The following is an 11,763-nucleotide window of genomic DNA, read 5'->3' as shown; positions in this document are numbered from 1 at the left end:
GGTGGTCAGAGGACGGCGCGCTCGGCGGGGTGGTGGCAGGCTACGCGATGCGTGTCACCGGGTTCGGGGGCACTGACGGTGGGAGCGGCGAGCTCGGGAACGACCTCGGCGCAGATCTCGGTGGCCTTCCAGCAGCGGGTGCGGAAGCGGCATCCGCTCGGGGGCGACACGGGGCTCGGCACGTCGCCGGTGAGCACGATGCGTTCGCGCGCCCGCTCGGCCCGAGGATCCGGCACCGGGATCGCCGACAGCAGCGCCTGGGTGTACGGATGCAGCGGTCGCTCGTACATCTCGTCGACGGGTCCTTCCTCGACGAGTTTGCCGAGGTACATGACCCCGACGCGGTCGCTGAGGTGCCGCACGACCGAGAGATCGTGCGCGATGAAGAGGTAGGTGAGCCCGAGGTCGCGCTGCAGGTCGTCGAGCAGATTCAACACCCCGGCCTGCACGCTGACGTCGAGCGCACTGACCGGCTCGTCGAGCACGATCACCTCGGGCTCGACGGCGAGGGCCCTGGCGATGCCGAGTCGCTGCCGCTGCCCGCCCGAGAACTCATGCGGGAAGCGGTCGGCGTGCGCGGGGTTGAGCCCGACCTGCGTCAGCAGCTCCTCGACACGGCGGTCGTGGTTTCCGCGGTGCAGGCCGTGGATCACGAGCGGCTCGGTGAGCGTCGCCCGCACCGACTTGCGTGGGTTCAGCGAGGCGTACGGGTCTTGGAACACGAACTGCACCCGCCGACGCAGGGCCCGAAGACGCGTGCCCTCCAGGCCGGTGATGTCATCGTCGCCGAGCAGGATCGTGCCGCCGTCGCTCGACTGCAACCGTGCGACACTGCGCCCGAGCGACGACTTGCCGCATCCGGATTCGCCCACGAGCCCGAACGTCTGCCCGCCCTCGATCGACAGGCTCACGTCCGACACCGCCTGCACCACGTCGCGCGTGCGGCCGAACAGGCCACCACCGACGCGGTACTCCTTGACGAGGTTCTGCACCGTCAGGCCAGTGCTCGTGACGGGACCGCTCACGACGGAACTGCTCATGACACCACCTCCTTCTGCCACTCGTCGACTCGCACGCAGGCGGCCGTGTGCCCCTCGCCGACAGCGACCGGTTCGGGTACGGCCACGTCGCAGCGGCCGACCACCGCGTGCGCGCACCGCGGTGCGAAGCGGCATCCGACGGGCCAGGCCGTCGCCACCGGAGGCTGTCCAGCGATCTGGTACAGCCGTTCATCGCGCGAGGCCCGCCGGTCGATGCGCGGCAGCGATGCCAGCAGCCCCGCGGTGTACGGGTGCGCGGTCTCGTAGAACAGCGGATCGACGTCGGCTGTCTCGACCAGCCCGCCCGCATACATCACGAGCACCCGATCGGCGGTTCCGGCCACGACGCCGAGGTCGTGCGTGATCAGCAGCACGGTCGTTCCGGTGCGCCGCTGCACCTCGCGCAGCACTTCGAGCACCTGCGCCTGCACCGTCACGTCGAGCGCCGTCGTGGGCTCGTCGGCGATCAGCAGGTCGGGCTCGTTGGCGATGCTCATGGCGATCATGACGCGCTGCCGCATGCCGCCGGAGAACTCGTGCGGGTAGCGGTCGACGCGCAGTTCGGGCGAAGGGATACCGACCAGGTCGAGCAGCTCGATCGCCCTCGCGCGACGCTCGGCCGCGGTCGATTCCGGTCTGTGCACCCGCACCGCCTCGACCAGCTGCTCCCCCACGCGCATGACCGGGTTGAGCGCGGTCAGAGCGTCTTGGAACACGATCGCGATGTCCTTGCCGCGGATCTCCCGCAGCTCGTCGTCTGCGAGACCGACCAGCTCCTGGCCGCGGAACCTGATCGATCCGGTCACGACGGCCCTCTTCGGCAGCAGTCCCATGATCGCCATCGCGGTCATCGACTTGCCCGAACCCGATTCGCCCACGATGCCGACGGTCTCGCCCTCGTGCAGCACGAACGAGACACCTTCGACGGCCTTGGCGAGCCCGGCATCGGTCGGGAAGCTGATCGACACGTCCTCGACTTCGAGGAGCACCGCGGCGCTCACAGGTTCTTCCCCTGCGGGTCGAGCGCATCGCGCAGTCCGTCGCCGATGAAGTTGACGCAGAGCACCGTCACGAGGATGAAGAGGCCGGGGAAGTACAGCAGGTACACCTGCGGCGTGCCGACGTAGCCGGCCGCCTGACTGAGCATCGATCCCCAGCTGGTCTGCGGCGGTTGGACCCCGAACCCGAGGAAGCTGAGGGTCGACTCGGCGATGATCGAGGATGCCACGGCGAGACTCATCGCGACGGCGATGACGCCGGCGAGGTTCGGCAGCAGATGCGAGATCACGATGCGGGCGCCCGAGGCTCCGATACCCCTGGCCGCGTCGATGAAGTCCTTCTCGCGCAGAGACAGCACCTGGGCGCGCACGACACGGGCGATGTAGGTCCATCCCAGTGCGGTGAGCGCGAACACGATCGTGGTGGGCGAGGGGCCGAGTCCCTGCAGGATCACCGCGAGCAGCGCGATCGCCGGGACGATGAGGAACAGGTCGGTGATGCGCATGATGAGCTCGCCGATCCATCCGCCCACATACCCGGCGATCGCCCCGAGCGCGGTGCCGACGACCGTGGCGAGCAGCGCGACCGACAGCCCGATCGCGAGCGACACCTGCCCGGCGAACAGGATCTCGCTGAGGTAGTCGCGCCCCAGCTCGTCGGTGCCGAGCCAGTGGTCGGCCGACGGCGGGGTGGGCCCCAGCAGCAGATCCTGCTGCCCCTGCGAATACGGCGCGATCAGCCCGGCGCCGAAGCACGCGATCAGCAGAATGACCAGCACGATCAGGCTCACGACACCGAGCCGGTGCCGGAGGAAGCCCTTCAGCAGCTGGCGGGTGGGAGCCTTCTGCGGATCCTGCTCGGCGAGCAGCTCCTCGCTCCCGGCGATGCCTGCACCGCTCATGACAGCCTCACTCTCGGGTCGAGCACCGCATAGGCGATGTCGGCGATCAGGTTGCACAGGACCACCGCGACGGCGACCACGAGCATCCACGGCAGCAGCACGAACACGTCGCCCGCCACCAGCGACTGCAGGAAGAGTCGCCCCATGCCGGGGATCGCGAAGATCTGCTCGGTCACGACGAGTCCGCCGATCAGGATCGCGGCGTCGAGGGCGACGACCGTGACGAAGGGGGCCATCGAGTTGCGCACCGCGTGCTTCCAGATGACCTGCCGTCGCGGCACGCCCTTCGCCCGCGCGGTGCGCACATAGTCGCTCGACAGCGCGTCGAGCATGGCCGCCCGCCCGAACCGGCTCCACGAGGCGACGAGCGCGATCATCAGCGCGGCCACCGGAAGCACGAGGTGGCGGACGTAGTCGAGCACCCCGGTCTGCCCCGGCGAGTTCAATCCGATGAAGAACAGCGGCGGCTCGCTGAGCCCGAACTGCTCCTTCGGCCACACCGCGAAGGTCTGGATCAGGATCAGCCCGAACCAGAACGCGGGCATCGCGATGCCGATGTACGACGCTCCGGTGAGCAGGTTGTCGCCGAGCGAGTACTGCCGCACGGCGGAGTAGACGCTGATGCCGCCGGCGATCAGCACCGCGACCAGCAGCCCCCAGAACGCGAGCTGCAGGGTGGGCCACAGCGCCTCGCCGATCAGCGGCAGCACAGGGGTGCCGGTGCGGGTGCTCACGCCCCAGTCGCCGGTGACCATCGCGCGCAGCCAGAGGAAGTACTGCTCGGGGATCGAGCGATCCAATCCGAGCCGCTCGACCTCCCGGGCGATGACCGAGGGGTCGTGCGCCTGGCGGAGCTTCGCCAGCGGATCGAACGTCGCCCTGACCGCCCAGAACAGGATGAACGAGGCGACGAGGATCACCGGCACCGAGTACAGCACCCGTCGTGTGATGAAGGTGATCACGTCGTCGCCTCGTTCCTGTCCTGACAGCTGAACCCGAGCGGGCTCAGCCGACCAGGCCCCACTGGGCGAGGTTCCAGAACGGACCCTCGACGGGGTTGATCTGCAGGGGACCGCCGACCTTGTCGCTCCACAGCAGCACGTTCGGCACGGTGTCCAGCGGCAGCGAAGGCACGTTCTCGGCGATCAGCGCATCCGCATCGTGCGACGCCGAGACCCGGGCATCCACGTCGAGCTCGCTGTCGACCTGACCGAGCAGGTCATCGAGGCCGGGGATGTTCGTGCGGTAGAAGTTGATGCCGGAGAAGCCGTTGGCCTCGCTCGGGATGTTGACCGACGAGAACGTCGAGCTGAGCGTGGGGTCCGGGAACGTGTCCACGAGCGCCCAGAGGCCGGCCTGGAAGTCGCCCTCCGGTGCGATCGTGCCGAAGAGGTCAGCCGGGGTCACCTGGTCGATCGTCATCTCGAACCCGGCATCCTTCAGCTGCGACTGCAGCACCTGCACCGTGAGGTCGCGGCGCTTGTTGCCGGCGAGCGTCTTGATCGAGAAGGTGGCCGTCTCGCCATCCTTCGCCCAGACGTCGTCTGCGTCCTTCGCCCAGCCGTCGCCCTCCATCAGCTCGTCGACCTTGTCGAGGTCGAGCGTGTACTCCGAGAAGTCGTCCGCGGCGAACGGCGCGACCATCGGGGTGTTGAAGCTCTGCTGCGCCTTGTCGATGCCGAGGGCCCCGAACAGCCGCTTCACGATGGCGTCGCGGTCGATGGAGTATGCGAGCGCCTGGCGCACCGCGACCGAGTCGAAGGGGGCTGCGGAGTTGTTCAGCCAGATCGCCTCGAGGTTGCCGCTGCGGGCGTCGACCTGCGACTTGATGCCGGGGAGCCCCGCCTCGATCTGGTTGATCGCGTCGAGCTGCGGCGACGGGTAGAGGGCACTGACCTGTCCGCTCTTGAGCGCCTGGAAGGCCGCCGTCGTGTCGGGCAGGAACAGGAAGGTGACCTTGTCGAGGTGCGGCTTCTCGCCCCAGTACTTCTCATTCGGGACCAGCGTGACCGAGGTTCCGCGGGTCCACTTCTCGATCTTCCACGGTCCGCCGCTGAAGTCGTAGCCGTCCGACATCAGCGCGCTGCGGTCCTTGCCGTCGAGCAGGTGCGCCGGCATCAGGCCGTAGACGCTGAACAGCGTGCGCCACCCGGCGTACGCCGAGCTCAGGGTGACAACGACGGTCTTCGGGTCGCTCGCATCGATCGCGGTGATGCGGTCGTAGCCGGTCTTGTCGAAGATGTCGTCGCCGTCGCGGATCTGCAGCGCGGTGTACTCGAAGTCGGCCGAGGTGATGGGCTCGCCGTCTGACCACACCGCGTCGGGGTTGATCGAGTAGGTGATGGTCTGGGTGCCGTCGGCGGCGACCTCGGCGACCGGCTCCTCGGTGACGAGGTCGGAGGGAACGGGCACCCACTCGTCGTCGACCTGGCGCGTCTGGAAGACACCGGGCAGGGTCGGGGTCTGCATGATGTAGCTGCCCCAGATCGAGCCGGCGCAGGTGGCGATCCAGTCGGCGCAGTCGGGCTCCTGTTCGGCACCGATCACGATCTCGCCGCCGTCGACGACGGCGACATCGCTGGGCTCAGGAGTCGAGCTCGACGACGTGCAGGCGGCGAGCGAGCCGACCAGTGCGGTGACGGCGAGAGCTGCGACGAGGACGCGACGGGATGAGGGTACGACGGTGCGAAGGGGTGATTTCGACATGGACGGATCTCCAGTGATCGTGCGACTGAGGGACAGTGCGAACGTGCTGTCGTGCGGGTAGTGGTCTGACTCTAGAACTGACCGGGAGAGATAGCAAGCACTTTAGTCAATGTTCGTGACTAGTGACGAGATCAGTGGCGTCCCAACGCTCGCCGGCCAGCGTCCGGAGCGCCAGTTCGTGCATGCGACGCTGGTCGTGGACGGCCCCGTTCAGACCCGTCGGCTCGTGTCCGCCCTCGAAGATGTCGAGCACGACGTCGCCTCCGTCGGCGCGCAGGCGGTCGACGTAGCCCTGCACGCCGACCACGGGCGTGCGGGTGTCGATCGAGCCCTGGTTGATCCACACGGATGCCGTGACGTCGTCGAGATAGGAGATGGCGGAGAAGCGCTCGACGAGCTCCGGGGGAACCCACGAACTCCATACCGTGCGTACCGCGGGATTCATGGCCTCGATCGTCGCCGACCAGTCCGCGACCGCGACGTGCGCGAGCCCGCCGGCGAACAGCTCGGGGAGCCGCCCGACGCTCAGCAGCGTCATGTGCCCGCCGTACGAGGCTCCGGTGATGAAGGTCGTCGCGGGGTCAGCGAGACCCTGCTCCCTCAGCCAGGCGATCGCTGCCGCGACGTCTTCGATCTCGCGGTCGCCCCCGGCATTCCAGAAGCCCTCACGGAAGGCGCGGCCGAACGTCACGGAACCTCGGTAGTTCAGCGAGGCATATGCGAAGCCGGCATCGAGCCAGGCCTGGGCCGAGGGGTTGTAGTGATCGACGGCCACGAGCATCGGTCCGCCGTGGATCTCGAGCACCGTGCCGAGCGGCTCGCGCCCCGCGGGACGCCCCGACCACAGCTGCACCCTGGTGCCGTCGGCGCTCGTGACGAGGGCCGACGTGAGCGGCTGCCCCGGCGGTACGTCAGCGGGCTCGATCAGCACCGTCTCCGTGCCGTCGGCGTCGACCTCGGTCACCTGCAGGGGAACATCCCAGCTCGACCGCAGGGCGCGGACAGCGCCGTCCGGTGCGTAGTACGACGTCCAGTAGAACGGGTGCAGGTTCGCGATATCCGGCTCCGCGAAGCTCCCGCCATCGAGCACCGCGCGCACCGAACCGTCGGACTCGTCGAGCTCGAGCAGGTGCTGGATGCCGCCGTCGACGTGCAGGGCGAGGATGCGGCCACCTTCGGCATTCCAGTCGAGGGCGATCACCTCTCCGGAGAGGTCGGCCAGATCGAAGTCGCGCCGTTCACCGGTGCGCGGATGCCAGACGGCCGGGCGCGAGAAGCCGCTCCGCTCGGTGTTGAGCAAGAGTCGGTCATCTCCTGCGACCGGCGAGAAGCGCACGGCGCGGACGGGGCCGGCGGGAAGGTCGTCGAGGGTGGCGACGGTGTCACCCGTCATGCCATCCACCACCGTGATCAGGGGGCGACGGATGCCGGGATTGTGGTCGGTCGTGTCTATCGAGACGAGCGAGGCGTCGGCTGCGGGCAGGCCGAACCAGGCCTCCACGGGGTTCGAGTAGATGACCCGCGGCTCACCCCAGGGGGCTGCGGGGATGACCAGCACGTGGAAACCCTCTTCATCGACGACGGTGGCCACGAGGGCAGAGCCGTCGTATGACATCGCGAGGCCCCGCAGCACATACGCCTCGCGTCCTGGCGTGAGCTCGACGCGCTCGGAGCCGTCGACCGAAGTCGCGACGAGGACGCCCACCTCGGAGCCGCCACCGTCGTCGAGGTCGACGACCCAGCGCCCGTCGGTCGTGACTATCGCGCCCGTGCTCACGTCGAACGGCAGCAGCTCAGCGGGAGCATCCGGGGCATGCCAGACGCGTCCGCGAGCACCATCGGGATGGTTCTCGACGACGAGCGCGAGATCGACCGCGCCGGCAGTCGGCCGCACGGTCAGGAGGTACGGAGCCGCGAACCGCTCGTCGAGCGTCTCGGTCGTGGATTCTTCCGGGGTGTGCAGCATCCTTGCTCTCTCCTCGTCATCGCCAATGGCGTTGACTATAACACTGGCTACGAGTGCTTGGACAGTGTTTCGCCCATTGTCGATGAGACTGACTGGCCGCCTGACGACCGTGGGGTACCGTGATGTCTGCGTGACCGATCTCGGTGACGAGAGCGAACGGAGGAACTCGATGGCGACTCGGAAGTCCGCGGAATCGGCGAAGACGCCCACCCGCGCGAAGAGCACCACGACTGCACGTCCCCGGCGAGCGCGCGACTCGCTCAGTCGCGACATCATCGTCGCGGCAGCAGACCGGGTCGTAGAGCGCGACGGCCTCGACCGCCTCACGTTCCAGGCGATCGGCGAAGAGCTCGGTGCGCACCCGACGTCGATCTATCGGCACTTCCGCGACAAGGACGAGCTGCTCCTCGCGCTCATCGACACCCTCCGCGCCCGCTCATACAGCGGTGCCATGGTGCGCACCGACGACTGGCTCGCCGACCTGCGCACGCAGGCGCACCTGATCCACAGCCACTACATGCGCTATCCCGAGTTCGCCCTGCAGATGGCGCTGCGCCGACCCACCGACCTCTCGTCGATGGAGTACTCGATCGGCGCACTGCGCCGCGGCGGCTTCGACCGCGAGCAGGCGACGCTCTATGCGCGGGCGCTCGGCCAGCTGATCCGCTCGGCATCGAGCATCCAGGCAGCCCTCACCGCCCTCCCCGACGACGTGCAGGACGCCGACGAGCTCACCTGGCAGATGGACCTGCGCAAGATCGATGCCGACGAGTTCCCCGAGATCGCCTGGGCCGGGGAGAAGCTCCCCGACGTGCGGGATCCGCGCGCTTGGGAGACCGCACTCGACCTGCTGCTGGAGAGCATCGCCCGCCACGCCCCCGGCGCCTGAGCTCGTGCCCCGGGCCTGAGCCCGCGCCCCGGGCCTGAGCCCGCGCCCCGTCGGGCGGAGAACTCGCCCTCGGGCGGAGGAATCTCGGTCAGGAGTCCGCCCAACAGGGAGAACTCCTCCCGACGAGATCGGTGGCACGCGCCTCAACGCACGCGGGCGGCAGCCAGCTCGTCGAGCATCCCGGTGAGCAGGTCGATCCGCTCGAGCATCGAGTCCACCGACACCCACTCGTGGTCGGCGTGGGCGCCGGCCCCACGGGGTCCGAGTCCGTCGAGCGTGCGAGCACCGACGGCAGCGGTGAAGTTGCCGTCCGAGGCGCCTCCCGCCGAAACGGCTTCGACCTCGGGATGACCGAGCCGTTCCGCGACGAGTCGTGCACAGGCCAGCAGCTCAGCCGAGGCGCTCTCCTCCATCGGCGGACGGTTGATGCCGCCGATGACCTCCACGCTCACGCCCTCGGTGTGCGGATCGAGGCGCTGCATCTCGGCATCCACTCGCTCCAGCTCGCCGAGCGTCCAGGCGCGCACGTCGACGCGCACCTCGGCGTGCTCGGGGATCACGTTCGTCACGGTGCCCGCGCGAGCGACGGTCGGGCTCACGGTGGTGCCGCGCTCATCGTCGGCGAGCTCGGGCAGGGCCAGCACGTGGTGCGCGAGCTCGATGAGGGCGCTGCGACCCTTCCACGGCTCGAGTCCGGCGTGAGCCGCGCGACCGGTGAGCTCGACCCGGTAGATACTGCCGCCGCGGCGGGCGATCTTCAACGCACCGTCGAGGCTCGGCTCCAGCACCAGCACCGCGCCGGCACGCGCGGCCTCCCGCTCGATCAGAGCGCGCGAGGTCAGCGAACCCACCTCTTCGTCGCTCGTCAACAACACCGCCACCTCGCCGGGGTGTGCCACGCGGGCGAGGGCTGCGGCCATGATCACGATGCCCGCCTTCATGTCGAAGACCCCTGGGCCGGTCGCGATGTCACCCTCGACGCGGAACGGCCGATCGACGATGGTGCCCTTCGGGAAGACCGTGTCGAGGTGCCCGAGCAGCAGCACCGAGGGGGCGGCACCTCCCGGCCAGAGCAGGTGATCGACGCCGTCTACGGTCTCGATCGTGCCGGGCTCCCCCACCACGGGGTCGAGCCACGACCGCACCAGCTCCTGGGCGGCGGCGAGCGCTGCGGCATCCCCGGTGGGTGTCTCCTGCGAGACGAGCGCGTCGAGACGCTCGATCGCGTGTGAGCGTGCGGTCATGCGGTCACCTCCATGGTGAGAAAGGCGCGGAGGGCGGCGGCCGTGGCCTGCGGCGCCTCCTCGGCGAGATAGTGGTCGGCGTCGATCGATGCCCCGGTGACCCCGGACGCATACGGCGCCCAGGTCGCGAGCACGTCGAAGTTGCGGCCCACATAGCTGTGTTCGCCCCAGAGTGCGAGCACGGGGATGTCGAGGGTGCGGCCGGCTTCGCGGTCGGTGCGGTCGTGCTCGAGGTCGATCCCCGCGGCGGCGCGGTAGTCGGCGCCCGAGGCGTGCACGGTGTCGACGTCGAAGCAACGGAGGTACTCCTCATACGCATCGGGAAGCGCGTCGCCGTCGTGGCGGCGTCCGGTGAAGCGACTGCGCAGCCAGGTCTCTCGGTCGGCGGAGATCAGCGCCTCCGGCATCCCGTCGCCGCGCGCCAGGAAGAACCAGTGGAAGTACGCCGTCGCCATCTCTCGGTCGACGTTCTCGAACATGTGCAGCGTCGGCACGATGTCGAGCACGGCCAGCGCTGTGACGGCATCCGGATGATCAAGCGCCAGGCGGTGACCGACCCGGCCGCCGCGGTCATGACCGACCACGGCGAAGCTGTCGTGACCGAGCTCGCGCATGAGGACGACCTGGTCATGGGCCATGTCGCGCTTGGCATAGCTCGCATCGCGCGGCTTCGCAGAGTCGCCGTAGCCGCGCAGGTCGGCCGCGACGACGGTGTGCTCGCGAGCCAGGTCTTCGGCGACGTCGTTCCACATCGCCTTGGTCTCCGGATACCCGTGCAGCAGCAGCACGGCCGGCCCGGATCCGCGCATCTCGGCAGCGATCCCGATGCCGTCGCAGTCCACGATCATCGACGTGCGGGGTGTGGTCATCATCGTCCAACTCTCCGGTCTCGGCATCCAAGTCAGTAACGTTGACTATATCAATGACCAGCAATTTCGGAACCCCTGCGATGTTCCCCGCGCTCCGGTCGCAGTTCCCGTCTCCTCCCGCGCTCCGCAGCGACAGAAAGTGCGACCGGAGGATGGGGACCGGGGGCCGCGGGACAGCACAGCGACCGGCACACCGAGAAGGAGTTCGCGCGGGCCCACCGAGAAGTAGGCTGAACGCATCATGCAAGAGTTCTGGCAGTGGGCGGGCAGCTACTGGTGGCTCCTCTTCCCGATCATGGGGATGGCCGGCGGGGCTGCGAAGGCGTGGGAGCAGGGCTCCAAGCGCCGCCACGAGCGACGCCTCGAGACGCTGAAGGTCAAGGCCCAGCTGAAGACCGCCGAGATCGAGGCACGTGCGCTGACCCAGCAGGGCAAGCGCCGCGGGCCGTCGGTCGTCGACACCACGGCATCCGTCGCCCCGAACGATCTGGTCGCACGACTCTTCACCGAGCACGACGAGATCACCGGCCGCTGGCTCGACTACGAACTCGACGTCGCGAAGCTCATCGCCTTCCCCGCCATGAGCGACGGGCGCCAGCCGCTGACCGCCGCCTTCCTGCGCGCGAAGAGGACGGCGGATGCCCTGCGCCCGACCTCCGCCGACGCCAAGGTGTCGGAGCAGCAGGTCACCGAATACCTGCAGGCCGTCGGAGATTACGCGGTCGCGTTCGAGATCGCCGAGAAGGATGCCAGGCGCCTGCGGGATTCGACCTTCACCGAGCCGGAGCGCAAGCGCCTCGATCGTGCACAGCAGCTGCTGAAGGTCGCGGTCGACGAGTCGGCGACACAGGCTGAGCGCAACGTCGCCTACAAGCGCGTGCGCGAAGAGCTCGACGGACTCATCCTGCTCTCCGACGACGCCGTCACCGTGCTCGAGAACAAGGTGGCCAGGGAGATCTCCGCCCCACAAGCGCCCCCGACGCCTGCGGCATCCGTTGGTCAGCCCTCTGCTGCTCCGGCGCCCGCTGCTTCGGGGCCCACCACGCCGGAGGCCGCCGTACCTGAGCCGACCACCCCTGAGCCCGAGCGGATCAGACTCCCCCGCCGCGACGAACAGTCCTGACACGCGAGCACACCCGCGGGTCCCAC

10 protein-coding genes are annotated in these 11,763 nt (G+C 68.9%); 2 read left to right on the top strand and 8 right to left on the bottom strand.

All coding sequences use genetic code 11. The features are described 5' to 3' along the window. Positions 1–5: 5 nt before the first annotated feature. The 6 genes from CQ040_RS20835 to CQ040_RS19520 all read right to left on the bottom strand — a co-directional run bounded on the left by CQ040_RS20835 (position 6) and on the right by CQ040_RS19520 (position 7,612). A complete protein-coding gene (locus CQ040_RS20835) occupies positions 6–1,040 on the bottom strand; it encodes an ABC transporter ATP-binding protein (RefSeq protein WP_181157071.1) in 1,035 nt (344 codons plus the stop codon). Beyond that, positions 1,037–2,041: an ABC transporter ATP-binding protein gene (locus CQ040_RS20830; RefSeq protein ID WP_105528439.1), complete on the bottom strand. Its 1,005-nt coding sequence runs from the start codon at positions 2,039–2,041 to the stop codon at positions 1,037–1,039. The genes CQ040_RS20835 and CQ040_RS20830 overlap by 4 nt, the downstream gene beginning before the upstream one ends. Beyond that, positions 2,038–2,940, bottom strand: a complete 903-nt coding sequence (locus CQ040_RS19535; protein WP_105528438.1) for an ABC transporter permease — start codon at positions 2,938–2,940, stop codon at positions 2,038–2,040. The genes CQ040_RS20830 and CQ040_RS19535 overlap by 4 nt, the downstream gene beginning before the upstream one ends. Next, positions 2,937–3,902, bottom strand: a complete 966-nt coding sequence (locus CQ040_RS19530; protein WP_105528437.1) for an ABC transporter permease — start codon at positions 3,900–3,902, stop codon at positions 2,937–2,939. The genes CQ040_RS19535 and CQ040_RS19530 overlap by 4 nt, the downstream gene beginning before the upstream one ends. Before the next feature lie 43 nt (positions 3,903–3,945). Further along, the gene (locus CQ040_RS19525; RefSeq protein ID WP_105528436.1) at positions 3,946–5,646 is read right to left on the bottom strand and encodes an ABC transporter substrate-binding protein; all 1,701 of its coding nucleotides are present in this window, start codon (positions 5,644–5,646) and stop codon (positions 3,946–3,948) included. Positions 5,647–5,752: 106 nt separating this feature from the next. After that, positions 5,753–7,612 (bottom strand): prolyl oligopeptidase family serine peptidase, encoded by a 1,860-nt coding sequence (locus CQ040_RS19520; RefSeq protein WP_105528435.1) that lies wholly within the window; start codon positions 7,610–7,612, stop codon positions 5,753–5,755. A 169-nt stretch (positions 7,613–7,781) separates the two neighbouring features. Here CQ040_RS19520 and CQ040_RS19515 point away from each other — a divergent pair, with 169 nt between their 5' ends. Then, positions 7,782–8,501, top strand: a complete 720-nt coding sequence (locus tag CQ040_RS19515; protein ID WP_105528445.1) for a TetR/AcrR family transcriptional regulator — start codon at positions 7,782–7,784, stop codon at positions 8,499–8,501. A gap of 143 nt (positions 8,502–8,644) precedes the next feature. Here CQ040_RS19515 and CQ040_RS19510 read toward each other — a convergent pair whose 3' ends face one another. Both CQ040_RS19510 and CQ040_RS19505 read right to left on the bottom strand, forming a co-directional pair. Then, positions 8,645–9,745, bottom strand: coding sequence for a M20 family metallopeptidase (locus CQ040_RS19510; protein ID WP_105528434.1), 1,101 nt, complete (start codon positions 9,743–9,745; stop codon positions 8,645–8,647). Then, complete coding sequence (locus tag CQ040_RS19505) at positions 9,742–10,617, bottom strand: alpha/beta fold hydrolase (RefSeq protein ID WP_105528433.1); 876 nt, start codon at positions 10,615–10,617, stop codon at positions 9,742–9,744. Before CQ040_RS19505 ends, CQ040_RS19510 begins: the two co-directional genes overlap by 4 nt. 238 nt (positions 10,618–10,855) lie before the next feature. Between CQ040_RS19505 and CQ040_RS19500 the strand changes: the two genes are divergently transcribed. Further along, a complete protein-coding gene (locus CQ040_RS19500; RefSeq protein WP_105528432.1) occupies positions 10,856–11,737 on the top strand; it encodes a hypothetical protein in 882 nt (293 codons plus the stop codon). Positions 11,738–11,763: the final 26 nt, after the last annotated feature.

The organism is Microbacterium sp. MYb54 (genome assembly GCF_002979515.1).
In the GTDB taxonomy this organism is placed as follows: Bacteria; Actinomycetota; Actinomycetes; order Actinomycetales; family Microbacteriaceae; genus Microbacterium.
Note: the sequence above shows the minus strand (reverse complement) of the source record. Positions and strands in the feature narration are given on the sequence as shown.